Origin of the sequence: Tessaracoccus caeni (assembly GCF_029211185.1) — a bacterium.
GTDB classification, from domain to species: Bacteria; Actinomycetota; Actinomycetes; order Propionibacteriales; family Propionibacteriaceae; genus Arachnia; species Arachnia caeni.
Genome location: NZ_JARGDO010000017.1, coordinates 1 through 24056, shown reverse-complemented (window position 1 = coordinate 24056; position 24056 = coordinate 1). Strand labels below are relative to the sequence as shown.

Genomic DNA, 24056 nt, shown 5'->3' with positions numbered 1-24056 from the left:
ACCTCACGGAAGAGCGGAGACCCGCGGGTGCCCGGGGGTCTCGTCGTGTTCAGCTGGATCGTCGGCTCACTTCACCCTTATGGACTTCGCGGACGTCTTCGTCACGCTCGCGTAGCCCGACTTCTTGCCCAGCACCTTCACCCTGATCTTCTTGCCCCTATCGGCGCTCGTCACGGTGTAGGTCGACTTGGTCGCGCCGCTGATCTTCTTGCTGCCCCGCCACCACTGGTAGGTGACCTTGACGCCCGAGGGGCCCCATGAGCCGGCCTTGGCCCTCAGGGTGTTGCCCACCTTCACGGTGCCCGAGATGACCGGCGTGGGGGTCTTGGTGAGCTTCTTCTTCAGCGAACCGCGGCTGCCGCCACGCGACGCGGAGGAGCTGCGGTCGGAGTCGCCCTTGGCAACGTGGATGAAGCCGGCCACCTGAGAGAACCGGTAGGTGCGCCAGTGGAAGTTGCCGCCCCAGTTGTCCTCGGAGACCAGGACCGTGCCGGCCGAGTGGTTCACCGACTCGACGTAGGCCACGTGGCCCATCCGGTAGGCGCCACCGGAAGGCAGGAACCAGGCGACGTCGCCGGGGCGCGGGTTGGACTTGCTCACCGAGATGCCCTTGCTCCGCGCGTGGCCGCCCCAGTACTTGGCGGTGCCCTGGCCGGGAACGGTGAACTGCTTCACCCCGTCCTTCTTGAGGCGGTAAGCGACGTAGTTGACGCAGTTGTGGCCGGGAGACATGTTCCAGTGCGACTGGCGGTACACGCTGCTGTACCCGGCGCTGCCGTACCCGCGGCTCGCGCAGCCGGAGAATCCGGTGCAGTGATAGGACGATCCGGCGGCTGCGGCCTGCTGCTGCGGGAGCGCCGACAGGCCGAGCGCGAGCGCCACGCCGAGCAGGATGCTCATCCACCGGAACCGGCGGGAACCTGATGCCAATGACTTCACACGAATCTCCCAATCCGGGGTGCTACACCCCACTCGGACAACCACCTGAGCTCGCCCCCTGGTACGACAAGGTACCTACTTCCTGAGAAAATACCAATAAATCCTCAACTTTGGAAGCAAAACCTGAAGGAACATCAGGACATACGAACGGCCCGGTCCCCTGGGGGACCGGGCCGATGAGCCGGGGCTAGGGTCTGTTGCGGAAGTGGTGGCCGTAGCGAGCGGCGTCATGGTGCGTCATATGCAAGGCGCAGGAGGAAGGAGCTAATGGTGCTTAACTTCGACGAGTGCAACGAAGCAGATGGCGTGCCAGGGCGTCGCGTAGTCAAGCCATTTCCACTTTCGCAACAGACCCTAGAAGATCAGCGGATCGATCGCGATCGCGAGGAACAGCAGCGCCAGGTAGCTGTTGGACCAGTGGAACAGGCGCATCGCCTTCAGCTGGGCGCCCTCCATGCCCGCTCGGGCACGACGCCAGAGCTGCGCGGCCTCCCACAGCATCACCCCGCCGATCACCGCCGCGACGATCGGGTACAGCGGTCCGGTGGGGCCGGCGGGCCACAGCAGGAGCGAGACGATCACCGTCGCCACCGAGTACCAGAAGATCTGCGCCGCGACGTTGGCCGCGGGCTTGACCACGGGCAGCATCGGCACCCCGGCGGCCGCATAGTCGTCCTTGTAGCGGAAGGCCAGCGCCCAGGTGTGCGGCGGGGTCCAGAGGAACACCACCGCGAACATCACGAACGGCGCCCAGGCCACCTGGCCGGTGACGGCGGTCCAGCCGATCAGCGGAGGGAAGCAACCGGCGATGCCACCCCAGACGATGTTCTGCGAGGTGCGTCGCTTCAGCCACATCGTGTAGACGAAGACATAGAAGGCGTTGGCGACGAGGGCGAGGATGGCCGAGAGCCAGTTCGCGCCGAACCCGAGGATCAGCGTCGCAAGGATTCCGAGGACCAGGCCGAAGACGGTGGCATTGCGGGGCGTCACCTGATGACGGGGCACCGGGCGACGTCGCGTGCGTCGCATCACCTCGTCGATGTCGGCATCCAGCACGCAATTGAAGGTATTGGCGCTGGCGGCGGCGAACAGTCCACCCAGCAAGGTCCACACCGCCAGCTGCCACGGCGGGAATCCCCCGGCCGCCAGGAACATGGCGGGCAGCGTCGTCACCAGCAGCAACTCGATGATGCGGGGCTTGGTGAGTGCGACGTATGCCTTGATCACGTCGACGGTGCTCGACTGCGGCTGCGCCAGATTCCCGGCCGTGCCAACAACCACGAAGAAACCTCGTTCGCTAATGAAAGGTGGGTAGTGCTTCGGAGTCTAGCGTTGTTTTACCACTCGCCCACCACGGCGATATGCCGGGGTGGGTATGTTTCGCGAAGGTGAAACCTCGTGTTACGGGAAAAATACCTTGCCGGACAGGTGGCAACCGGGGACGCGCAGTCTCTATGGTGGTCGTCGCGACACTCTCCGGGAGGAATCAGATGAGCAACGGCTACCACAATCCCTTGCGGGATCCGGCGGACAGGCGCCTGCCCCGGATCGCCGGGCCCTGCGTCCTCGTGATCTTCGGCGTGACGGGCGACCTGTCGCGGAAGAAGCTGATGCCGGCGGTCTACGACCTGGCCAATCGCGGCCTGCTGCCCCCGGGCTTCGGCCTGGTTGGCTTCGCGCGCCGCGACTGGGAGGACCGCGACTTCGCGCAGGTGGTGCACGATGCCGTCAAGGAGCACGCCCGCACCGTCTTCCGCGAGGAGGTCTGGGAGCAGCTACTGGAAGGCATCCGCTTCGTCTCCGGCACCTTCGACGACGACCAGGCCTTCATCCGGCTGCGCGAGACCCTGCGCGAGCTGGACACCGAGCGCGGCACCGCCGGCAACCACGCCTTCTACCTGTCGATCCCGCCGTCGAGCTTCGAGAAGGTGGGCGCGCAGCTGCAGCGCCATGGCCTCACCGAGCGGGCCGAGAACAACTGGAACCGCGTGGTCATCGAGAAGCCGTTCGGCCACGACCTCGCCTCCGCGCAGGCCCTCGACGGGGTCATCTCGCAGCTCTTCGAGCCGCACGAGGTGTTCCGCATCGACCACTACCTGGGCAAGGAGACCGTCCAGAACATGCTGGCGCTGCGCTTCGCGAACCAGCTGTTCGAGCCCATCTGGAACAACCACTACGTCAGCCACGTGCAGATCACCATGGCCGAGGACATCGGCATCGGCAGCCGCGCCGGTTACTTCGACGGCATCGGCTCGGCCCGCGACGTGATCCAGAACCACCTGCTGCAGCTGCTCGCCCTCACCGCCATGGAGGAACCCACCTCCTTCGAGGCCTCGCAGCTGCGCACGGAGAAGAAGAAGGTGCTGGCCGCGGCTCGCGTCCCCGATCGCTACGACCTGCATACCGCGCGCGGGCAGTACGCGGCCGGTCACCAGGGCGGCGAGCACGTCATCGGCTATCTCGAGGAGAGCGGGGTCGACCCGGCCTCCCAGACGGAGACCTACGCCGCCATCCGGGTCGACGTCGAGAACCGGCGCTGGGCCGGCGTGCCGTTCTACCTGCGGGCCGCCAAACGGATGCCACGGCGCGTCACCGAGGTGGCGCTGTGCTTCCGCAAGCCGCCGCACCTGCCCTTCGCCGACACCGAGACCACCGAATTGGGCACCAACGCGCTGGTGATGCGGATCCAGCCCGACGAGGGCGTGACGCTGCGCTTCGGAGCGAAGGTTCCCGGCACGCAGATGGATATCCGCGAAGTCTCCATGGACTTCGCCTACGGCGAGTCGTTCACCGAGTCCTCGCCCGAGGCATATGAGAGGCTGATCCTCGACGTGTTGCTCGGCGATCCGCCGCTGTTCCCGCAGCAGGAGGAGGTGGAGCTCAGTTGGCAGATCCTCGATCCGGTTCTCGACTACTGGGCCTCGCTGACCGATCAGCCCGAGCAGTACCAGTCCGGCACCTGGGGCCCCAGCTCCGCCGACGAGATGCTGGCGCGCGACGGCTTCGCCTGGCGCAGGCCCTGACAACCGGGATCAGAGGACACGAGAAGAAGAATGATCATCGAGCTGAACAACACCACCTCGCGCGCCATCTCTGCGGCATTGGTGCGCGCCCGTCGCGGTGCCGGCAGCGCCACCGGGCAGGTGCTGACCCTGATCATCGTCACCGACGACGATCACGCCGACATCGCCCTCCAGGCGGCGAAGGCATCGGCGACCGCCCACCCGTCGAGGGTGATCCTGGTCACCTACGTCGACGGTCCCACGTCCAAGCTGGACGCCACGCTGCAGATGGGCGAGGAGCTGCCCGGCGAACTGCTCTCGTTGACGGTCCACGGTGAGCTGCAGAACCACACCGACGCCATCCTGCTGCCCCTCCTGCTGCCCGACTCCCCCGTCGTGGCGTGGTGGCCGACGAACTCCCCCGCCAACCTGGCCGAGGATCCGGTCGGCCGGCTCGCGGATCGCCGGATCACCGACGCCGGCGGCGCGCGAGACCCCCAGGCCGCGCTGAGGGTGCGCGCACGAAATCATGCCCCCGGCGACACCGACCTCAGCTGGACGCGGATCACGCGCTGGCGGGCCCTGCTGGCCGCGTCGCTCGACCAGACCCAGGCCGAGGTCCTCTCGGCCTCCGTCTCCGCGGCCCCTGACAACGCGCCCGCCACCCTGCTGGCCGCATGGCTGAGCGAGAGCCTGAAGGTGCCCGTCGACGTCGAGGCCGGCAGCTACATCGGCGTCCACGAGGTGCGTCTCACGACCGCCGACGGCGACATCGTGCTGCACCGTCCCACCGACTCCACTGCCCTGTACCGCGTCCCCGGACAGCCGGAACGCAAGGTGGCGCTGAAGCGCCGCCCGCTGACGGACCTGCTGACGGAGGAACTCACCCGGATGGGGCCCGACGAGGTATTCGAGGCAGCCTGCCGCCACCTCCTTCATGGAGTGGAAGAATAACCGGCATGCATACCCGCGTCGTTCGCCTGCCAACGGCCCCGGCCGTGTCCCGGCTGGTCGCGGAGCGTCTCCTCGCCACCCTGGTGGAGTTGCAGACGAAGCGTGACAGCGTGCACCTCTGCCTGACGGGAGGCAAGGCGGCCAACGCCATGTACGAGCATCTCGCGGAGCTGGCACCGGGCTCCGGGCTGGACTCCAGCCGGCTGCGCCTCTGGTGGGGCGACGAACGCTTCCTGCCCGCCACCGATCCCGAGCGCAACTCGCTCCAAGCCCTCACCCGGCTGGGACGCACCATCGCGATCACCCCGGCCGACACCCACATGATGGCCGCCAAGGACGGGCGGAAGGACTCGCACGAGGCGGCCGCCGAGTACGAGGCGGAGCTCGGCGACGTGCACTTCGACATCATCCTGCTCGGCGTCGGCGTCGACGGCCACATCGGCTCGATCTTCCCCGGGCATCCCAGCTTCGAGCCCACCAGTCGCATGGTGATCGGCGTCGAGGACGCTCCCAAGAAGCCCTCGGAGCGCATCTCGTTGACGCTCGGGGCGATGGCGCGCACCGATCAGATCTGGTTCCTGGCCACCGGCCAGGCCAAGGCCGACGCCGTCGCCCGCACCTTAGGCGCAGACATGACACTGCCGGCCGCGCATGTGCACGGCCGGCAGGCCACGATCTGGTATCTGGACGAGGCTGCGGCGTCGAAGCTCGAGCCCCAGGCCACCTGCTCGCTGTAGCGGGGAGATCTAGTAGATGATCTCCCCTGCCGCGCGGCGCTCGCGCAGCGCGGTGACGGCCTCGGTCAGGATGGCCGCAGCCTCCTCGTCGGTGCGACGCTCCTTCACGTAGGCGAGGTGCGTCTTGTACGGCGTGATCTTCGGCGGGGGCGGCGGGTTGTCCTTGTCGGTGTTCGCCGGAAGCCCGCATCGGGGGCAATCCCATGACTCCGGAACCACGGCGTCGATCGCGAACGCGGGCCGCGTCTCGTGTCCGCCGGCGCAGAAGAACGAGACGTGCAGCCGGGGAGCGGTATCACCCCGCTCGGCTTCGCCCATGGGTCCGGCACCGACTCGGCTACCACGAATGGCATTGCCACCAGCCACGCTGATTACTCCTCAGTATCGATTGATTGAAAGTGCGCGACGCCGCGCTCAGGCGCCGATGCCGTACAGCACCAGCAGCGCTGCGATCGTCAGCAGCCACACCAGTGACAGGACGACCGTGATCTTGTCCAGACGGCGCTCCGCAGTGGACGCACCGCCCATCGTCGTCGACATGCCGCCGCCGAACAGATCGGACATGCCGCCTCCACGACCCTTGTGGAGCAGAACGGTGGCCGCAAGCAGGACACTGAGCACGATCGCGATGATCGACAGGGTCGTGATGGGCCAGGAAACCAAGGGGACAATCACGCGGTACACCCTAGCCGACGAGCCCGGATTCTCAACATCATCCCTGGCTTGGCGTCGCGCTCGCGGGCGTGCCCGCCGCCACCTGGCTCATCATCAGCTCGCAGGCCATCGAGTTGGACCAGCTGAACCACTCCCGGGTGAACTTCCGGGGGTCGTCGGGGTCGAAGCCTTCGTGGGTCAGGCCAGTGCCTCCGTCGGTGTCGAGGATCGTGCGGAGGCACTCCTCCGCCTCCGCCTCGGAGCCCGTGAGCCCCTGCACGGCGAGCGCGATGTGCCAGATGTAGCCCGGAGGCGTGTGCGGGCTGCCGACGCCCTTGGCGTGGGCTCCCTCGTAGAAGTACGGATTGTCGCTGCTCAGCACCCAGGCCCGAGTGGCCAGGTAGCGGGGGTCGTCGGCGGTCACGTCGCTGGTGAGCGGGAGCGACAGCAGCGATGGCATGTTGGCGTCGTCCATGAACAGCGCGTTGCCCAGCCCGTCGACCTCGTAGGCGAACCGCCCGTCGACGACCCCGTACTGCTCGATCCCGGCCTCGATCTCCGCGGCCAGAGCGGAACTCTCCGCAGCGAGCGCGTCGTCTCCCCACTGGCCGGCGAACTCCTCGATCCGGTGCAGCGCGGCGACCGCCATCAGCTGGGCCGGAATGTTGTAACCGTAGCGGCACGCGTCGTCGGAAGGCCGGAAGCCGCTCCAGGTCATGCCGGTGACCGCCACCGGCGTGCCGCGCCCGCCCTCGCCCAGCGTGTCCCAGGGCTCCGCGTCGCGGATGTGGCGGTAGTCGGACAGCTCGAAGTGCCGCTGCTCCCGACGCCAGAGCTCGACGATGGCCCGGCACCCTTCCTGGACGGCCGCGTCGAGGTGGCCGTCGTCGCCTCGTTCGCGCCAGAGCCGGTGGGCCAGCAGAACGGGGAAGGCCAGGGAGTCGATCTCGTACTTGCGCTCCCAGACCCCGGGATCCAGCTCGAGGTCGGTGGGATCGAAGTGGGCGCCCGTCGGGCCGGCGTTGAAGGCGTTGGAATAGGGATCCAACGCGATGCAGCGCCATTGCTCGCGCACGATGCCGAGCAGGATCTGCGTCACCTCGGGCACGTGAAGGAGGCGGAGAAACGGCAGCACCTGGGCCGAGGAGTCCCTCAGCCACATGGCCGGGATGTCGCCGGTGACGACGAAGATGCCGTCGCCGTTGCGCGACATCGTGGTGGTCCAAGTGTCGAGCATCATCGTGCGGAACCGGCGGCCCGCCTCGGCGCCGAACCGCGTCGAGATCCGGGACGCCCACGCGTCGATCTCCGCGAGCAACGGCTCGCCGGCGGGGTTGGTGATCTCACGCATGGTTGTCCTCCCAGGGTTGCGGATGCCAGTTCACGATACGCGGATCCAGAAGCGAATCGACGTTCAGATGGCCGCGGTCGACGGCAGCAGACCCTACCGTGACGACGAAGGCGCCCGCAGCCATACCGGCGCTTGCCCCCGTCGGGGAGTCCTCGAAGATCACGCAGCGGGTGATGTCCACGCCGCAGGACCGAGCGGCGGCGAGGTATAGGTCGGGCGCGGGCTTGGGCAGGGCGACGTCCTCGGTGCCCAGCCAGGCGCGGAAGTATCCCTCCCACCCCAGCGAGCGCACGACGGCCTCGACGATGTGGCTCGGCGAGTTGGAGGCGACCGTGATCGGGAAACCGGCGCTCAGCCTGCGCACCAGCTCCGGCGCGCCCGGCATCGGGTCGACCCCGGCGTCGAGATGAGCGTCGAGCAACTCGCCCAGGCGCCTTTCGACCCACTCCTGATCGGTGCCGGGGAAGTCCTCGAGATAGCGCTCGACCAGATCCGCGAGCGTTCCTCCGAGCATGCCCTTGCCCGTCGGGTCGCCGCCGGACTCGCGCCAGAGCAGGTCGACGGCCGCGAACCAGGCGCGTTCGGAATCGACGAGGGTGTCGTCCATGTCGAAGAGGACCGCCGAGACACGGGGCGGCAAAGCGACGTCGTTCATGCCCCCAGCCTACGCACGAGCACCCGGGACGACGCTCAAATCGATCGACCAATCTGCATATTTGCGTCAGATTCACGCAATTCACTCAGATACAATCATCACATGGCCGAAGGAGTCACCGTGACCGTTCACCCCCGTGGAACCCACCTCGATGTGCTCGCCGTGGGCGTGACCTACCGCGACCTCATCTTCACCGGCCTCGAACGACTGCCGAGGCTCGGCGAGGAGAACCACGCCGTGGCCTTCCATGAGACCTGGGGCGGCATCGCCACCATGGCCCGCGTGAGCCGCGCCTTGGGCCGGCGTTCCGCGCTGTGCACTCCTTTGGGCGACGATCCGATGAGCGCGCGGCTCGTCGCCGACATGGCCGATCAGGGCATCGACACTGCGCTCTCGCGCGTGCATCAGGGGTGGCGACTGCCGGTCACGGTCGCGCTTTCGACGGCCTCCGATCGCGCCATGACGACGGTCGAGGAGCCCCCGCCGCACGGCGTCTCCGAACACCTCGACGCACACGAGGTCACGGCCTCGTCGATCATCGTCGACCTGCGCGACCCCGCGTTGCCCTGGCTGACCCGCGCGAGGACAGCGGGCAGCAAGGTCTATGCGTCGCGCGGCTTCGACGCAACCGGGCGCTGGGACCGCGAGGCGCTGGGCGAGGCGGGCATCTGCGACGTCTGGATGCTCAACGAGCTCGAGGCCATGGCCTTCACCGGCGCCTCGGATGCGACCCAGGCTGCCCGTCGCCTCGCCGAGCACGTGCCCCTGGTCGTCGTGACAAGGGGCGCCGACGGGATGGTCGCCGTCGATGCAGCCACCGGCGAGGAGGCCGCTGTCTCCGCGTTCCCGGTGCGGGCCACCGGAACCACCGGGGCAGGCGACTCCTCTCTCGCATCCTTCGCCTTCGCCAACGGACTGCCGGGGCTGAGCCTTGCCGAGCGCCTAGATCTGACCTGCTTCGTGGTCTCCGCGATTCTCTCCCGCCCCCTCGGTGCCGCCGACCCGCCGAGCGCCGACGAACTGATCCGGCTGGCCGAGCGCCACCCGGACCAGCGCGCCCGCGGGATCGCCGTGTCCCTCGCGTCACGGGGCGCCCAGGGTTAGAGACTCACCACTCGAAGGACAGATTCCGCGTCGGACCCACGGACTCGATGTCGGTGCGCACGCCCACCTCCGGCGCATCCATGGATCCCTGACGCGCACCGATCGCCCCCAGCAGCAGATCCATCACCTGATGGCTGCGCAACGAGGCCACGTCGGTGAGCGACTCCGGCAGCGGCGAGCCCACGCGATGCACGATGAGGAAACTGCGTCGCACCTCCACCTCATCCTCGCCATGACCGCCCTCGGCCTTGTGCCCGTGATCGGTGGTGACGGCGATCAGCCAGTCCTCGCCCAGCTGCTCGTGGCGCTCCGCCACCGCCTTCACCAGATGCCGAACCAACTCGTCGACGCGACTGATCGCCTCGCGATATTCCGACGACATCGACCCATGGCTGTGCCCGGCGTCGTCCACCTGCTCGAAGTAGACCACCGAGGCATCCGGTCCCTCGTGCAGCAGCCGCCACGTGGCCCAGTGGCAGACCTCGGCGTCCGCCGGGACGATGCCCCGACGCAGGTCGGGCTGGAACGTCACATGCTGGCCCGTGCGCTGCTGGTCGACGCGCTGCTGAATAATCGGGCCGGGGCCAGCGGGGTCGGTGAACGCGTCCCAGGTGGCGGCGGCGAGGGTCCGCGCAGCGGGGTTGGCGAAGAAGATCCGCGAGAGCAGGTCGGGGCGTCGGGCGAGATCGTGTCCGACGAACTCGTTCCACCACACATTGCACTGCTCGTGGGTCGAGCCGGTCAGAATCGAGGACCACCCGGGGCCTGAGTCGGTGGGCGGGGTCATCCACATCGGGATCACCCGGCCGCCCGAACGCTCGTCGCCGCGCGCCAATCGCGCCAGCGTCGGCGCCAGCACGCCGTGTCCGGCAGCCTCGTCCAGGGTCAGCGTGCCATCGGCGCCGCCCGCCCCGAACCGGGGATCGGAGTCGTGGTCGGGGGTCGCGAACAACGGGTCGGCGGCCACCTGCTCGGGGAGTGCCAGGTCGGCCCTGATGCCGTCGAGGCAGATCAGCAGCAGCTTCATGGGGTTCTCCTGAATCGCAGAGTGAGGATCTGGAACGGGGTGAGCGCAATCCGCAGCGGCCCGCCGGTCTCGACGGCGCCGTCCTGCAGCTCCTGGGTGGCGACGTCGATCGGATCCTCCAACAGGTCCACCTCGACGACGCCCGCCGCGTCGAAGCCGGGCACCAGCTCGATGCGACTCTGCGCACCGGCCGCCTCGTGCAACCGGACGACGATGTCGCCCGACTCGTCGAAGGCCGTCTTCACCGCGTCCACCACGGCGAAGCCTCGCTCGCATCGGAGCTTGCACACCGACCGCTGGGCAACGGAGCCGGGAAGGATCCGCAAGGGTTGGTTGAGCCGGAGGCCCGCGGCGTAGGCCTCGGGCACCCCTGCATCCGCGGTGAGGCTGTAGTTCAGGGTGTGCTCGCCGAGATCGGCCGTCGGATCCGGCGACTGGGGTGCGCGCAGCAGGGTGAGCCCCACCTCGACGCCGCCGGCGACGCTCCCGTCACGCCCGTCGGCGGCACGCACGTCGTGCCCGTGGCTGGAGTCGTTGGCCATCGCCACGCCGTAGCCGGGTTCCCGCAGCAGCAGCCAGCGGTGACCGGAGGTCTCGAACCGGGCCTGGTCCCACGAGGTGTTGACGGCGACGCCGCGTTCGATGTGACCGAACTGGATCTCGGCCTCGGCCCGCGGCGCCCGCACGGCCAGCGGGAAGCCCGCGCGAAGGACGCGCTCGCGTTCGCGCCAGTCGATGGACAGGCCGAAGTCGACCGTCACGGAGTCGGCATCGAGACCGATGGTCTGGACGAGCGAGGAGGATCCGAAGCGACGCCGGACGGTCACAGTGGCCCGTACCGCATCCGCCCGCGACAGCTCCATCGACTCCACAGCGTCCAGCGCGACCGACTGGCGACGATACTGCTCCTGCAGCTCCCACGCGTCGAAGCTGCTGGGATGGTCGGGGTGGAGGCGCAGCAGGTTCGCCCGCCCGCCGGGGATGACGAGCTCGCGCCCGACACGCAGATCCTCGATCGACGAGACGGTGCCGTCGGCGTCCACCCGCACCCGCAGGAGCCCGTTGTCCAGCAGGTAGCCACCGTCCGCCGGCACGGCCCGAACCGGGTGGAGCGGCACGCGGAGAGCCTCCTCCACTGCCAGCACCGCGAGCGCGGGAGCCTCGACCAGCCGCAGCCCATCCCCCGCCTCGACCACCTCCCGGCGTGCCATGGGCGCGGCGTTCAGCAGCGTCGAGCCGGCCTCGTCGTCGCACAGCTCCGACCAGATGCGATCGAGCAGCGCGCCGAGTTCATCGCGTAGCGCGACGTACTCCGCCTCGGCCTCTCGGTTCACCCAGGACGTGCTGGATCCGGGCAGGATGTCGTGGAACTGAAGCAGCAGCACCCGGCGCCAGATCGTCTCCAGCTCGTCGGACGGGTAGTCGAAGCCGGAACTGTTCAGCGACGCCATCGTCGCCAGCAGCTCGACAGCGGTGAGGAGATGCTCGCTGCGGCGATTGCCCTGCTTGAGCGCCACCTGCGTGGTGTAGACGCCGCGATGGAACTCCAGATACAGCTCCCCCGACCACACCGGCGGCTCCGGATATTCGGCGACGGCCGCGTCGAAGAACACCGAGGGATGGCCCTGCACGACGCGCGGCGCGTCCTCGAGGTCTGCGAAACGGTGGATCCGCTCCACCATCTCCGCGGTCGGCCCGCCTCCCCCGTCGCCGTACCCGAACGGCAGCAGCGAGTGCGAGGCCCTGCCCTTTTCCTTGAAGTTGCGCTCCGCCTTCAGCACCTCCTCGGCGCTCGCGACGCTGTCGTAGCAGTCCACGGGCGGGAAGTGCGTCCAGATCCGGGTACCGTCGATGCCCTCCCAGCGGAAGGTGTGGTGAGGCAGCGTGTTGGTGCGATTCCAGGAGAGCTTCTGCGTGAAGAACCAGCGCATGCCGGCGAGGCGCGCGATCTGCGGCAGCGCGCCCGAGTAGCCGAAGGAGTCGGGCAGCCACAGGCAGTCGGGCCGCACGCCCAGCTCGTCGCGCATCCAGCGCAGACCCGAGGTGAACTGCCGCACCAGCGACTCTCCCCCGGGGAGATTGGTGTCGGATTCCACCCACATGCCCCCGACGGGGTGCCACTGACCGGCGCGGATGGCGTCGAGCACGCGTTCGTAGACGACGGGCGAGGCTTCCTTCAGCCACTGATAGTGCTGGGCGGAGGTGCAGGCGAAGTGGAAGTCGGGATACTGCCGGGCAAGCTCCGCGACATTCGAGAACGTGCGCAGGATCTTGCGCCGCGTCTCCCGGATCGGCCAGAGCCACGCCGAGTCGATGTGCGCGTGACCGACGGCGGTCATGCGCTGGGCCGACGCGTTGGCGCCCGAGGCGATCGACGGCGCCAGCACCGCGCGCGCCTCCGCCGCCCGTTCGGCGAGGTCGCCGGCGTCGAGCACGTCGGCCGCGTCCTCCAGCGCGCGCAGCAGGCACGCGCGATGCGTGGAGTCGACGGGCAGCAGGCGCATCAGGGAATCGAGCACGTCGAGATCGCACCAGAGCGCCCACACCTCGTCGTTTCGGATCACCAGGTCGGCGCCACCGAACCGCCAGACAGGCTCGTCGGTGGTGGTGAGCACATCGCCTTGCGGGGTCACGACGCCGATCTGGTGCGACAGGTTGGGGTTAGCGGCCGCCTCCACGTACAGCAGCACGGTGCCATCGGCGTCGACGGGCGGGACCGAGCGCCGCGCGGCGGCTTCGGCCAGATCGCCGTGGGTGAGCGCCACCGTGCGGTTCATGGGATTGACGGCCTTCAGCGGCCAGCCGTCGCCGGTGAACACCATGCCTTCGGACTGATTGCCGGCCCAGTCGCCGACGAAGCCGAGATCGACGCGCAGATCCAGCCGCTCGGCCCGCGCGGCCTCGGGAACGCTGCCCTCGACCCGCAGCCACCAGGTGCTCCACGCCGGACCCCACCAGGTGCCCGCCGGGAAGTCGGCGTAGTCGCCGGCCATGGCCTCGTCGAAGCCGACCGGCTCCCCCGGCGCCCGCCATGCGGTCACCGTCAGGGGCGCGACCACGGTATAGATCCTCGCCTCGACGCGTTGCTTCAGCCTCTCCAGTCGCTCCTCCACCAGGACGCGGTCGTCATGCACGACCCGCATCCCTCAGGTAGGCGAGCTCCGGCGAGGCGTCGATCAGATCGTCGAGCAGCTTCTCGGCGACGGAGAACGAGCCGATCAGCGGGTGGTAGGTGAACGCGAGCAGGGCGTCGTCGCGCGACGCTCCGGTGGCGGCGCGGATGGTGTACCGCTCCACCGACTTGGCGTTGATCACCAGGCCCCGTCCGTGCTCGGGCAGCGCCGTGCCAGGCAGCTTGGTGACGCCCGCGCCGTCCACGCGGCAGGGCACCTCGATCACCGCGTCGTCGTCCAGCTCGGGGAGCAGACCGCCGTTGGCGACGTTGAGGATCAGGTGGGCCGGCTCGTCGTTGGCGATCGCGTGCATGATCGCCAGGGCCACTTGGTCGTAGCCGCCCGTCTCGAGGTCGGCGGCGTCGCGCTCGAAGCTGCCCGCGGCCTCGCGGTTGGTCGACATGTAGGTCTCTTCGCGCTCGCGGCGGGTCTTCTCCCACAGCTCATACGCGCCCTCACCCGACGGCCGCGCCTGCTCGTAGAAGCGGCCCTGCTGCTCCTCGAGGAACACACCGCGCGTCTTCTCGGTGGCCTTGTCGACGGCGAGCGTGTCGCGCGAGTAGTAGTAATAGTGCAGATACTCGTTGGGCAGGGCACCGAGCGCCTGGATCAGCCGCGCGCCGAAGAGCCGCCCTTCCTCGAAGGACTCGATCAGGTCCGGACGGGCGAGCAGCTCGGGCAGCACGTCGACCCCGTCCACCTCCAGCGTGGTGATCCAGCCCAGATGGTTGAGCCCGGCGTAACCGATGCGGATGCGCTCGGAGCCCGAGTCCGGCTGCGGCACGTCGTCGGCGACGATGCCCGCCCCTCGCAGAGCGTCGAGAGCCCGGCGCGCCAGCCCCAGGGGCGAGTCGCAGATGCCCACCACCTTGTCGCCCAGGTGACGTCGCATCACCTCGGTGACCACCCCGGCGGGGTTGGTGAAGTTCATCACCCACGCGTCGGGCGCGTAGCGCTGGATCTTGGCCACCAGGTCGAGCACGGCGGGAATGCACCGCAGCGCATAAGAGATGCCACCGGCGCCGACGGTCTCCTGCCCGATCACGCCATGACCGAGCGCGATGACCTCGTCGAGCGCCCGAGCGTGAGTGCCGCCCACCCGCATCGCGGAGAAGATGAAATCGGTGCCGGTCAGCGCCTCCTCCGCGTCGGTGGTGACCACCAGCTTCGGGGGCTGCTCCCCCTGGGCCTCCAACTCGCGAAGAACGTCCGCGATCGCCTGCAAGCGGCGCTCGTCGGTGTCATAAAGCCGCAGTTCCGTCACTCGCGCGGCCGAGCGATCGGCCAAGAGCGCCTTGTAGACGAGGGGGACGCGGAACCCTCCCCCTCCGATGATGGTGAGCCTCATGCCCACAATCTAGCGGCATCGGACGTCTTTTTGTTCATATTTCGGCAATTTCGTCATCTAACTTCAAATTTGCTCATCGAGATGCTAGCTTGACGACAGCACAACAGGATCAAGGAAGATCGGCGTCGGCCCAGATGGGACCGGTTTCTTCCTGCTGTCGCGGCACGAATCGCCGTGGCATCAGGGGCGACACGGCCGAGGCGAGAACCGGACGGGAGCACCGTCGAGACTCGTCACATCTAGTCAGATTCACGCATCTTCACGAGACTTCGTCATCGCGCTGGAGCCTCCAGCGACGACCGGCACCAACTGAAGGAGTTCGAATGAACGTGTCACGCCGGACACTCATCCAGGGCGGAGCCGCTGGGCTCGGCATCATGGGATTGGGCGGCCTCGCCGCCTGCTCGACCGCAGCCCCGACCGCCCCGAATACGGGCGCCGCCACCGGAGGCGACAGCACCGCGCTGGTCCTGTGGACGTGGCCCGAAGGCTTCGGGAAGCAGGTTCTCGACGCGGTGACGAAGGAGTTCCCGCAGTACACGCTGCGCCAGGACGTGATCGGCGGCGACTTCAAGCAGAAGCTCACCACCACGTTCACCGCCGGCTCCGGCCAGCCCGACATCACGGGCGTCAAGGGCGAGGACATCGCGTTCTTCCTGACCCAGTCGTCTTACTTCGTCGACCTGAACACCGTCGGCGCCGCCGACCTCAAGGCCACCTACCTCGACTGGAAGTGGGAGCAGGCGACCACCACCGACGGCAAGCAGCTGGGCATTCCGATCGACATCGGCCCGACCGCCCTGTTCTACCGCTTCGACGTCTTCGAGGACGCCGGACTGCCCTCCGATCCCGCGGAGTTCGCCGCGGCCACCCGCACCTGGGACGAGTACTTCGAACTCGGCAAGCAGCTGCTGGCCAAGAAGCCCAACACCTACCTGATTCGCAACGCCGGCGGCCTCTTCACCATCGCGTGGAAGCAGGGCGGCATGGGCTTCATCGATCGCGACGGCGTATTCATCGGCGACCAGGACCACATCCGCGCCGCCTGGGACACCGCACTGAAGCCCCTGGAGTACGGCATCGTCGCGAGCCTGGACTCCAACACCGCCGACTCCGCGGCCGCCGTCAACGAAGGACGTCTGCCCGCCGACTTCGGCGCCTCCTGGCACCTGGCCGACCTGATGGTCGACGCCCCCGACACCGCCGGCAAGTGGCACGTCTGCGAGCACCCCGGCGACGCGACCAACAACGGCGGTTCGTTCCTGACGATCCCCGCGGGCGTCGCCGACCCCGCCGCCTCCTTCGAGGTGATCAAGTTCATGCTCAACCCGCAGAACCAGGCCTACGAGTTCGTCGACAAGGGCAACTTCCCAGCCACCCCGGAGGCCTTCGAGCTTCCCGAACTCACCGGGCCGGTGGAGTTCCTGGGCGGGCAGGTCGCCTCCGAGGTGTTCGGACACGCGGCCGAGACCGTCCGTCCCCTCTACGAGGACGCCAACGAGAACACGATCAACGCCACCTACTACGCGGAGATCGATCTGGTCGAGTCGACGGGCAAGGATCCCGAGCAGGCCTGGAACGACGCTGTCACGGCCGCCAAGCGTCTGGCCAAGCAGGTCGGGCTCACTGTGAAATGAGTACCTCCACGGCACGGCGGGGCGACGCGAACGTCGCCCCGCCCTCGGGCGGTGAACGCACCCCCACGCTGGGCCGCCGGATGCGCAAAGCACTGCCGCAGTACGGCGCACTGGGGCCCTATTTCTTCTTCTTCTTTCTCTTCGGCGCCATGCCCATGGTGTTCACCATGGCCCTGGCTTTCACGAACTGGTCGGGGCTGGGCGAGATCCACTTCATCGGCTGGGAGAACTTCGGCTACCTGGTCACCGATCCCCTGTTCTACAAGTCGCTGCTGAACACGTTGATCCTGTGGGTGATGGGCACGGTTCCCACCCTGACCTTCGCCACCATCGTGGCCTTGATGCTCAACTCGACGCTGCGGTTCTCGACCACCTATCGCGTCATCTACCTGATCCCCAACGTGACCTCTTTGGTGGCGATGGGCATCCTGTTCGGCTCGATCTTCTCGAGCGAGTTCGGCCTCGCCAACGCCCTGATCAACCTGATCGGGTTCGACAACATCTCGTGGCTGCAGAACGAATGGGGCATTCGAGTGGCCATCTCGGCCCTCACCACCTGGTCCTTCGTCGGCTACAACGCCCTGCTGATCCTGGCGGGCCTCCAGGCCATCGACAAGACCCAGTACGAGTCGGCGGCGCTGGACGGCGCCAATGGATGGCAGACCTTCTTCCGGATCACCCTTCCCCAGCTGCGCCCCATCGTCTTGTTCATCACGCTGATGTCGACGATCGGCTCGCTGCAGAGCTTCACCGAGGCTCAGGTGCTCACCTCGTCGGCCACCTCCTCCGGCGCGGCGTCCGCGGGCGGCGTCGGCAACGCCGGCATGACCATGGTGCTCTACTTCTACTCCGTCGCCTTCCAGGAGAACCGGTACGGCTACGGCGCGACGATCGCCTGGGGCGTCTTCGTCGTCGTCATGTTCTTCTCGGCCATCAACTGGCTGGTGACGAGGGAGCGCAAGGAAAGGGGCAACGCATGAGCATGTCATCGCGAGCGGTACCGCCGGCACTGGCCGGTCCCGCCATCGAAACCGGAGGCCCACGCCCCCGACGCCGTCGCAAGGTGCGGCCGTCGACGGTGCTGCGTCACGTCGCCTTGACGGCCGGGGCATTGATCTCGATCTTCCCGTTCTACTGGATGTTCGTCCTGTCCACCCACCCGTCGGCGGTGATCTACCAGTTCCCGCCCGTGATGACGCCCGGTGGCAGACTCGGCGACAACATCGCGACGATCCTGTCGAAGACCAACATCTGGGCGGCGATGGCGAACACCGCGGTGGTCGCTCTCAGCGTCACGGTGCTCGTCATGCTGATCGCCTCGCTGGCAGCCTTCACCTTCGCCAAGTACCAGTTCCCTGGCAAGAACCTGCTGTTCGGCATCGTGCTGGCCACGTTCCTGCTGCCGTCGCAGCTGGCGACGATCCCGCAGTTCCTGTTCATGAGCCAGCTGGGCTGGGTCGGCGACCTGAAGGCGCTGATCTTCCCGTCGCTCGCCAGCGCATTCGGGGTGTTCTGGCTGCGCCAGTACGCCACCTCCGCAATTCCGAGCGAGCTGTTGGAGGCCGCCACGATCGACGGCTGCGGGTTCCTTCGCCAGTACTGGCACGTCTGCCTGCCCACCATCCGTCCGGCGCTCGCCTTCCTCGGCATGTTCACCTTCATCGGCTCGTGGAACGACTTCATGTGGCCGTTGATCGTCCTGAACGACCCGACGAAGCTCACCCTGCAGGTGGCGCTGAGCCAGCTCAAGACCGCGCACGGCACCGACTACGGCATGTTGATGGCCTCGTCGCTGATCGCGGTCATCCCGCTGCTGATCATCTTCTTCCTCGGTGCGAAGCAGTTCATGGCCGGCATCACGGAGGGCGCGGTGAAGGGGTAGCCCCACCCGGCTGCGCCCAAGCCAGTCCCCGAACCAAGAAGTAAGAGGTTCCACCAGAGATGGTGGAACCTCTTACTTTTCGTGCCCGGACTCGACCGTGCACGCTCCGGACCCATACCAAGGAAACCTAGACGAGGCGGACCTCCGTGCCACTCGCGCGACAGTGTTCGACGAGCGGATCGGGCACGCGCTCCGCATCGGTGATGAGCCCTTCGAGCCGTCCGACGTCGAAGGGAGAGCTGCCCCCTTTGCCCGGGAACTTCTCGGCATCCGCGAGGAGATAGCTCTGGGTGGCCGCCGCACGGATGGCGCGCTTGATGCCGCTCTGCGAGTAGGAGGTGTCGCGGATCCGTCCCGAGTCCGACACGCCGGAGCAGCCGAGGAAGGCGATGTCGGCCTGCTGGCGCTCGAGCGCGTCGATGACGGGGGTTCCCGTCAGGCACTGGTACTGCTCCGACCAGTGACCGCCGAGCAGCACCAGCGAGACGCGACCACCGGCCCGGAGCACCTCGAAGGTGGGCAGCGACGCGGTGAGCACCGTCACGTCCCTGTCCTTCAAGGCCATGGCGACGTGGTGCACGGTGGTGCCGATGTCCAGGATCACGGTGGCACCGTCAGGCACCAGCTCGGCGGCGGCCGCCCCGATCCTCTGCTTGCCGGCACCCGAGCGCACCAGGGCCTCTTGGAACGGATCGTCGATCTCGCCGACCAGCCGCACCCCGCCCCAGGTCCGTTCCACCAGCCCCTGGCGCTCCAGCTCGATCAGGTCGCGACGGGTGGTGGCGGGGCTGATCTGCAAGCGCTCGGAGATCTCGGCGACCGTTGCGACTCCGGTGCCCTGAAGCAGGCTCAGCAGGGCCTCGTGACGGACAATCTTCAACATTCCCACAATCTATCGCCAACCGACGTCTACTTGCTCAGGCTTCGACACTTTCGTCATATTCCTTCACGCTGCCGTTGCTCGAACCGCTGCCTCATCGATCCGCACGCCCCTGGCCCTCCGCTCGGGCTGCGCGGAGTGACGCGGCCCACACGTCGTAGAGCGCGTCGGCGGCTTCCGGTGGCGCGGCGAGGATTCCGCCAGAGGCCGGGAACAGCGTCGGCGCGCCGGACTCGTCCAGTACCACGCCGCCGGCCTCGACGACGATGAGGACGGCGGCCAGATGGTCGACGGCACCGAACCGGCCGATCACCGCACCGGCGCCGCGGCCCGCCGCCACGCCTACGACCGTCATCGTCCCCGACCCCATCACGCGCAGCGTGCAGTACCGGTTGCCGAGCGTCTCGAGGAACGCCAGCATGCCCGGCCAGGGATACTGGTTCGCCAACTCCGTGCCGACGGTCCGCCCCCGCAGCGGGGCGTCGCCGTCGTCGAGCGAGGCGGGCGCGATCCGGAGGGGTTCGCCGTTCAGCAACGCCCCTTGGCCGCGCTCCGCGTCGAACAGCTCGGCGCGCCAGGGATCCGAGACGACGCCGACCACCGGCTCGCCATCGACCACTAACGCGAGCGAGAACGCGGTCCACGGCACCCGGTTGGCGAAGTTCGCGGTGCCGTCGACGGGGTCCAGGTACCAGCAGGGCACCCCGGGCCGAGCGGCGCCGCCCATTTCCTCGCCCACGAAGTCGTGCTCGGGGAACTGGGCTCCGATCACCTCGCGCACGTAGCTCTCCACCGCGACGTCGACGTCGGTGACGATGTCGGCACCGTCGCGTTTGACACGGATGTCGCCGGGATCGGCATTGCGGGTGAAATCGATCGCCCACTCCCCCAGGGCGCGGGCGACGGCCCTTTCCTTGGCGAATGCGGATGGCGTCGTCATGGTCTCGTCCTCTCCGGCGATGACTCGCTTGAGCGTCGCCAGCCGGTTGGTGGTCACCTGGTCGACGCCGGCGTCCAGCAGCGCGCGCATGTCCGCGACCTCGTCGACGGTCCAGGCCGCCACGCGCAGCCCCAGCTCGTGCACGCAGTCGACCAGAGCCTGGCTCACGACGAACGCGGGTGCGTTGATCGTGTCGGGGCCCAGGCCCGCGAGGTCTCCGGCCTCCGGGAGAGCCGCGCGCTTCCACGGCATCCAGATGGTCGCCTCGGGGTCGAGGCGACGCACGGTGCGCATCGCCTCGAGGTCGCCGCACCAGGCGACCGTGCACCCGGACGCCCGCGCAATCGGCATCGCCGGCGGGATCATGCGCGCCTCGGTGACGTCGATCAGCGCGACGGCGCCGCTCCCCTCGATGGCCGCCAACACCTCGCTCAGCAGCGGCGGGCGCTCGTCCGGCTCCCCGAGCGCGAGGATGTCGGCGAGCGGGGTGTCGACGACGCGTCGAGGCATCCCCCACAGCCGCTCCAAGGTGTCGTCGTGCAGGACGATCACCTGGCCGTCGGCGGTGACCTGGAGGTCGAACTCGATCAGATCGGCCCCCCGCTCGATCGCCGAGCGGATCGCGGGCAGCGTGTTCTCGCGATGGTTCTCCGAGTCTCCCCGGTGCGCGGTGGCGCGGACCCCGACGGGCACCGCCATCAGTTGGCCCCGACCAGCACGCCGTCACGGAAGAGCAGGGACTGGGAGATGAGCGCGTAGCCCCGATCGCCCACCGACGGGGCGTTGCCGGTGAAGTAGCCGTGCAGCGTGGCGTCCTCACGGGCGAGCACCAGCTCCGAGAAGTGGCCGCGCGGGATGACCCGCTCGACGGTGGCCGGATGGGCGCCGGGCACCGAGTCGGCGCTGAACAGCACGTGCTCGGGACGCACTCCCGTGATCTCCGGCGCCTCGCGGAGCCGGCCGTCGACCAGCACGCCCGGAAGCTGATTCATCGAGCCGATGAAGGTGGCCACGAACATGGTCTGCGGACGGCTGTACAGCTCCTGCGGGGTGCTGTACTGCTCGATCCGGCCGTCGTTCATCACGGCGATCCGATCGGAGACGCTCATCGCCTCGTCCTGATCGTGGGTGACGATCACCGTCGTGATGCCGAGCCGCTGCTGGATCTCGCGGATGTCCTCGCGCACCTTGACCCTGAGCTTGGCGTCGAGGTTGCTGAGGGGCTCGTCGAGCAGGAGCAGCTGGGGCTCCTGCACCAGGGCGCGGGCGAGCGCCACCCGCTGCTGCTCACCGCCGGAGATCCGCCCGGGCCGCGAGTCGCGGTGGTGCATCAGGTTGACCAGCGCCAGCGCCGCCTCCACCCGCTGGGTGAGCTCCGGCTTGGGAGTGCGGCGCAGCTTGAGCGGGAAGGCCACGTTCTTGAACACCGTCATATGCGGCCACAGGGCGTAGTTCTGGAACACCATGGCGCTGGGGCGTTTCTCCGCACCCAGGTCGGTCACGTCGGTGCCGCCCACCAGGATGGTGCCCGTATCGGGCGTCAGGAACCCGGCCACCATGCGCAGCGTCGTGGTCTTGCCGCAGCCCGACGGCCCGAGCAGCGAGACCAGTTCCCCCGGCTCGACGCGCAGGTCGAGGTCGTCGATGATGGTGCGTCCGCCGAGGATCTTGCTCAGGCCCTGGATCTCCAGGCCGGCGGATGCGGAGGTTGCCGTGGCGCGCGGGGCGCCCTTCACGTCTTGTTCAGTCACAGTAGGAAACTCACTCATCAGCGGATCTGGAATCCCTCGGCAAGCTGACCTCCCATGATGTGCTTGCGCGCGGCGAGCAGGAGGACGACCGAGGGGATGGAAAGGAGGATCGAGAACACCGCGGCCACCTGCTTCGGATAGTTCAACACCAGCTAGTACATCTGGGTCGGCATCGTGAAGTAGGTCGGTGCGCCGATGAGGTAGGTTCCCTGTGCCTCATCGAAGGCCGCAAGGAACGACATGATCAGCGCGACCAGGATGCCGGGAAGCGCCATCCGCAGCGTCACGGAGAAGAACACCCGGAACTTGCCGGCACCGGCGTCGCGGGCCGCCTCCTCGAGGCTTCTCGGCACCGCGCTGAACGCCGCCGCGGGAATCCACGTCATGAACACCACGGTGCCGAGAATCTGCACGATCACGATGCCGAAGACGGTGTTCATCAGGTTCAGGGCGAAGAACAGCGACGCGAGGGTGGCGAAGAGACCCATCTTGGGGAACGCGTTGGTGGCGAACAGCCCGATCAGGAAGATCCGCCGGGCGAAGAAGTCGTGGCGGGCGAAGGCATAGGCCGCCGGCAGACAGATCACGGCCGAGCACAACACCACGATGGGGGTGATCACCAGCGAGTTCTGCACCGCGGCTCCGAGCGCCGCGTCGGTGAAGACCGTGCTCCACCACTTCAGCGTCCAGCCGTCGGGCCACAGATTCGGATAGGTCCAGTTGGTGGCGAACGCCCGTACCGCCAACCACACCAGCGGGCCGAGGATGAAGAAGATCATGAACACGGCGAACAGCGCGATGACCGCCTGCCCGCCGATCTTGACGGCGAGCTCGCGGCCCGTCAGCTTCTGCTTCGTGCGGCGCACGCGCGGCGGTGCGGCGATCCGGTTGCTCGCCGTGTGTGTCGTGTCGGTCATCACACCCGCCCCTCTTCTTTCGCGCTACGGAAGTTGGCCCAGACGTAGAACGCGCCGATCGCGGATGCCGCGAGGAAGACGGTGAACGCCATCACCACGGATTGCTGGGGCTGGTTGTAGGAGGAGAAGTACTTCGCCAGCATCACGCCCATCATCGTCGGGGAGTTCGGGCCGGTGAAGTACGGCACGGTGAACGAGCCGATCACGCCGATGGCCGTGAAGGTTCCCGCGATGACGATCGGCACGAAGGCCATCGGCATCAGGATCGAGACGATGATCCGGGGCATGCTGGCACCGGCGTCGCGGGCGGCGTCGATGATCGCGTCGGGGATGCTCTGGAGACCCGACGCCACCATCAGCACGGCGAACGGCAACGATGTCCATACCGAACCGATCACGATCGCGACCAGGGTGTAGCCCCAGACAGGCGCGTCGAGGCCCACCTGAGCGAACACGCTCCGGATGAACCCGTCCGCCGAGTAGAAGCTGAGGATGGCCCAGGCCGAGATGACCACCGGGATGAACAGCGGAACTACCGCGAGGCCCGAGAGCAGGTTGGCCAGCCAGCCGCCACGCAGCCGCAGGTACAGGCCGATGCCCAGAGCCATGAAGAGCACCACCCCGGTGCTGATCAACGTGACCGCAACGGTCACGGTCAGGTTCTGCACGAACTGCGGATCCTCGAGCACCTCGGTCCATGCCGCGAGAGTGCCGTACCAGTGCTCCGCCTCGTGCACGTTCTGGCCGACCAGGGCGACGATCTCGTTGAGTCCGCCGGTGAAACCCAGTGAGAAGGCGAGTGCCACCACCACGGGTACGCCCACGAAGAACAAGACGATCAGGATGGGCGGCAAAGCCATGAAGAAGCCGATCCACGATCGACGCGGGGCGGGAACTATGCACAAACAATCTCTGACGATCTCGGAGCCTCACGGTGAACCTGGGGAGGCCGGGCATAAAACGACGTCGGGGGGGGGGGGGGGGGGGGCCCCCCCCCCCCGCGGGGGGGGGGGGGGGGGGGGGGGGGGCCCCCCCCCACAACCCCCACCCGCCGGGGCGGCGGGGGACGCCCCCCCCCCCCCCCCCCCCCCCCGAACGCGGCGGC

22 protein-coding genes are annotated in these 24056 nt (G+C 68.0%); 7 read left to right on the top strand and 15 right to left on the bottom strand.

The features are described from left to right. Positions 1 to 66: 66 nt before the first annotated feature. Together P0D62_RS14210 and P0D62_RS14205 are read right to left on the bottom strand one after the other, a co-directional pair. Positions 67 to 939 carry a CHAP domain-containing protein gene (locus tag P0D62_RS14210; RefSeq protein WP_275703209.1) on the bottom strand — a complete coding sequence of 291 codons (873 nt, stop codon included), beginning with the start codon at positions 937 to 939 and terminating at the stop codon, positions 67 to 69. 354 nt (positions 940 to 1293) lie between these two features. Beyond that, complete coding sequence (locus P0D62_RS14205; RefSeq protein WP_319947011.1) at positions 1294 to 2220, bottom strand: heme o synthase; 927 nt, start codon at positions 2218 to 2220, stop codon at positions 1294 to 1296. A 209-nt stretch (positions 2221 to 2429) separates the two neighbouring features. Between P0D62_RS14205 and zwf the strand changes: the two genes are divergently transcribed. The 3 genes from zwf to pgl are packed head-to-tail and all read left to right on the top strand — an operon-like array spanning position 2430 to position 5632. Continuing rightward, positions 2430 to 3962, top strand: coding sequence for a glucose-6-phosphate dehydrogenase (gene zwf, locus P0D62_RS14200; protein ID WP_275703208.1), 1533 nt, complete (start codon positions 2430 to 2432; stop codon positions 3960 to 3962). A gap of 30 nt (positions 3963 to 3992) precedes the next feature. After that, entirely contained in the window at positions 3993 to 4895 is a 903-nt protein-coding gene (locus tag P0D62_RS14195; protein ID WP_275703207.1) for a glucose-6-phosphate dehydrogenase assembly protein OpcA, read from the top strand. A gap of 5 nt (positions 4896 to 4900) precedes the next feature. Then, positions 4901 to 5632, top strand: a complete 732-nt coding sequence (gene pgl / locus P0D62_RS14190) for a 6-phosphogluconolactonase (protein WP_275703206.1) — start codon at positions 4901 to 4903, stop codon at positions 5630 to 5632. A gap of 9 nt (positions 5633 to 5641) precedes the next feature. Here pgl and P0D62_RS14185 read toward each other — a convergent pair whose 3' ends face one another. From P0D62_RS14185 to P0D62_RS14170, 4 genes are read right to left on the bottom strand one after another with little or no spacing between them, the layout of a single operon-like run. Continuing rightward, positions 5642 to 5998, bottom strand: coding sequence for an RNA polymerase-binding protein RbpA (locus tag P0D62_RS14185; RefSeq protein ID WP_275703205.1), 357 nt, complete (start codon positions 5996 to 5998; stop codon positions 5642 to 5644). Positions 5999 to 6046: 48 nt separating this feature from the next. Then, the gene (secG, locus tag P0D62_RS14180; RefSeq protein ID WP_275703204.1) at positions 6047 to 6307 is read right to left on the bottom strand and encodes a preprotein translocase subunit SecG; all 261 of its coding nucleotides are present in this window, start codon (positions 6305 to 6307) and stop codon (positions 6047 to 6049) included. A gap of 37 nt (positions 6308 to 6344) precedes the next feature. Then, positions 6345 to 7637, bottom strand: a complete 1293-nt coding sequence (locus P0D62_RS14175; RefSeq protein ID WP_275703203.1) for a glycoside hydrolase family 125 protein — start codon at positions 7635 to 7637, stop codon at positions 6345 to 6347. After that, a complete protein-coding gene (locus P0D62_RS14170) occupies positions 7630 to 8292 on the bottom strand; it encodes an HAD family hydrolase (RefSeq protein ID WP_275703202.1) in 663 nt (220 codons plus the stop codon). The genes P0D62_RS14175 and P0D62_RS14170 overlap by 8 nt, the downstream gene beginning before the upstream one ends. Positions 8293 to 8394: 102 nt before the next feature. On the opposite strand from P0D62_RS14170, the gene P0D62_RS14165 reads away from it, so the two are divergent. Next, positions 8395 to 9396: a carbohydrate kinase family protein gene (locus P0D62_RS14165; protein ID WP_275703201.1), complete on the top strand. Its 1002-nt coding sequence runs from the start codon at positions 8395 to 8397 to the stop codon at positions 9394 to 9396. Between the two features lie 4 nt (positions 9397 to 9400). Here the strand turns inward: P0D62_RS14165 and P0D62_RS14160 are convergent, their stop codons facing one another. Genes P0D62_RS14160 through P0D62_RS14150 form a run of 3 tightly spaced genes read right to left on the bottom strand, consistent with a single transcriptional unit; the run spans position 9401 to position 14944 of the window. Further along, entirely contained in the window at positions 9401 to 10423 is a 1023-nt protein-coding gene (locus tag P0D62_RS14160) for an alkaline phosphatase family protein (RefSeq protein ID WP_275703200.1), read from the bottom strand. After that, positions 10420 to 13557, bottom strand: a complete 3138-nt coding sequence (locus P0D62_RS14155; RefSeq protein WP_275703199.1) for an alpha-mannosidase — start codon at positions 13555 to 13557, stop codon at positions 10420 to 10422. The genes P0D62_RS14160 and P0D62_RS14155 overlap by 4 nt, the downstream gene beginning before the upstream one ends. Next, positions 13550 to 14944, bottom strand: a complete 1395-nt coding sequence (locus tag P0D62_RS14150) for a 6-phospho-beta-glucosidase (RefSeq protein WP_275703198.1) — start codon at positions 14942 to 14944, stop codon at positions 13550 to 13552. The genes P0D62_RS14155 and P0D62_RS14150 overlap by 8 nt, the downstream gene beginning before the upstream one ends. Before the next feature lie 323 nt (positions 14945 to 15267). Between P0D62_RS14150 and P0D62_RS14145 the strand changes: the two genes are divergently transcribed. The 3 genes from P0D62_RS14145 to P0D62_RS14135 all read left to right on the top strand — a co-directional run bounded on the left by P0D62_RS14145 (position 15268) and on the right by P0D62_RS14135 (position 18463). After that, entirely contained in the window at positions 15268 to 16581 is a 1314-nt protein-coding gene (locus P0D62_RS14145) for an extracellular solute-binding protein (protein WP_275703197.1), read from the top strand. 80 nt (positions 16582 to 16661) lie between these two features. Continuing rightward, positions 16662 to 17561 carry a carbohydrate ABC transporter permease gene (locus P0D62_RS14140; RefSeq protein WP_275703295.1) on the top strand — a complete coding sequence of 300 codons (900 nt, stop codon included), beginning with the start codon at positions 16662 to 16664 and terminating at the stop codon, positions 17559 to 17561. Further along, positions 17558 to 18463 carry a carbohydrate ABC transporter permease gene (locus P0D62_RS14135; RefSeq protein ID WP_275703196.1) on the top strand — a complete coding sequence of 302 codons (906 nt, stop codon included), beginning with the start codon at positions 17558 to 17560 and terminating at the stop codon, positions 18461 to 18463. Before P0D62_RS14140 ends, P0D62_RS14135 begins: the two co-directional genes overlap by 4 nt. Positions 18464 to 18590: 127 nt before the next feature. Here the strand turns inward: P0D62_RS14135 and P0D62_RS14130 are convergent, their stop codons facing one another. The 6 genes from P0D62_RS14130 to P0D62_RS14105 all read right to left on the bottom strand — a co-directional run bounded on the left by P0D62_RS14130 (position 18591) and on the right by P0D62_RS14105 (position 23811). After that, complete coding sequence (locus tag P0D62_RS14130) at positions 18591 to 19346, bottom strand: DeoR/GlpR family DNA-binding transcription regulator (RefSeq protein ID WP_275703195.1); 756 nt, start codon at positions 19344 to 19346, stop codon at positions 18591 to 18593. A 91-nt stretch (positions 19347 to 19437) separates the two neighbouring features. Then, complete coding sequence (locus tag P0D62_RS14125) at positions 19438 to 20982, bottom strand: inositol monophosphatase family protein (RefSeq protein ID WP_275703194.1); 1545 nt, start codon at positions 20980 to 20982, stop codon at positions 19438 to 19440. Next, a complete protein-coding gene (locus P0D62_RS14120) occupies positions 20982 to 22034 on the bottom strand; it encodes an ABC transporter ATP-binding protein (RefSeq protein WP_275703193.1) in 1053 nt (350 codons plus the stop codon). The genes P0D62_RS14125 and P0D62_RS14120 overlap by 1 nt, the downstream gene beginning before the upstream one ends. 17 nt (positions 22035 to 22051) lie before the next feature. Further along, complete coding sequence (locus P0D62_RS14115; RefSeq protein WP_275703192.1) at positions 22052 to 22180, bottom strand: hypothetical protein; 129 nt, start codon at positions 22178 to 22180, stop codon at positions 22052 to 22054. A 6-nt stretch (positions 22181 to 22186) separates the two neighbouring features. Continuing rightward, the gene (locus P0D62_RS14110; protein ID WP_275703191.1) at positions 22187 to 22951 is read right to left on the bottom strand and encodes an ABC transporter permease; all 765 of its coding nucleotides are present in this window, start codon (positions 22949 to 22951) and stop codon (positions 22187 to 22189) included. Further along, the gene (locus P0D62_RS14105) at positions 22951 to 23811 is read right to left on the bottom strand and encodes an ABC transporter permease (RefSeq protein WP_275703190.1); all 861 of its coding nucleotides are present in this window, start codon (positions 23809 to 23811) and stop codon (positions 22951 to 22953) included. Before P0D62_RS14105 ends, P0D62_RS14110 begins: the two co-directional genes overlap by 1 nt. Positions 23812 to 24056 lie beyond the last annotated feature (245 nt).

Excerpts from the sequence above, each read along its gene's own strand:
- zwf (WP_275703208.1), top strand. The coding sequence starts at position 2,430 with ATGAGCAACGGCTACCACAATCCCTTGCGGGATCCGGCGGACAGGCGC.
- P0D62_RS14195 (WP_275703207.1), top strand. The coding sequence starts at position 3,993 with ATGATCATCGAGCTGAACAACACCACCTCGCGCGCCATCTCTGCGGCA.
- pgl (WP_275703206.1), top strand. The coding sequence starts at position 4,901 with ATGCATACCCGCGTCGTTCGCCTGCCAACGGCCCCGGCCGTGTCCCGG.
- P0D62_RS14175 (WP_275703203.1), bottom strand. The coding sequence starts at position 7,637 with ATGCGTGAGATCACCAACCCCGCCGGCGAGCCGTTGCTCGCGGAGATC.
- P0D62_RS14170 (WP_275703202.1), bottom strand. The coding sequence starts at position 8,292 with ATGAACGACGTCGCTTTGCCGCCCCGTGTCTCGGCGGTCCTCTTCGAC.
- P0D62_RS14165 (WP_275703201.1), top strand. The coding sequence starts at position 8,395 with ATGGCCGAAGGAGTCACCGTGACCGTTCACCCCCGTGGAACCCACCTC.
- P0D62_RS14160 (WP_275703200.1), bottom strand. The coding sequence starts at position 10,423 with ATGAAGCTGCTGCTGATCTGCCTCGACGGCATCAGGGCCGACCTGGCA.
- P0D62_RS14150 (WP_275703198.1), bottom strand. The coding sequence starts at position 14,944 with ATGAGGCTCACCATCATCGGAGGGGGAGGGTTCCGCGTCCCCCTCGTC.
- P0D62_RS14145 (WP_275703197.1), top strand. The coding sequence starts at position 15,268 with ATGAACGTGTCACGCCGGACACTCATCCAGGGCGGAGCCGCTGGGCTC.
- P0D62_RS14140 (WP_275703295.1), top strand. The coding sequence starts at position 16,662 with ATGCGCAAAGCACTGCCGCAGTACGGCGCACTGGGGCCCTATTTCTTC.
- P0D62_RS14135 (WP_275703196.1), top strand. The coding sequence starts at position 17,558 with ATGAGCATGTCATCGCGAGCGGTACCGCCGGCACTGGCCGGTCCCGCC.
- P0D62_RS14130 (WP_275703195.1), bottom strand. The coding sequence starts at position 19,346 with ATGTTGAAGATTGTCCGTCACGAGGCCCTGCTGAGCCTGCTTCAGGGC.
- P0D62_RS14125 (WP_275703194.1), bottom strand. The coding sequence starts at position 20,982 with ATGGCGGTGCCCGTCGGGGTCCGCGCCACCGCGCACCGGGGAGACTCG.
- P0D62_RS14110 (WP_275703191.1), bottom strand. The coding sequence starts at position 22,951 with ATGACCGACACGACACACACGGCGAGCAACCGGATCGCCGCACCGCCG.
- P0D62_RS14105 (WP_275703190.1), bottom strand. The coding sequence starts at position 23,811 with ATGGCTTTGCCGCCCATCCTGATCGTCTTGTTCTTCGTGGGCGTACCC.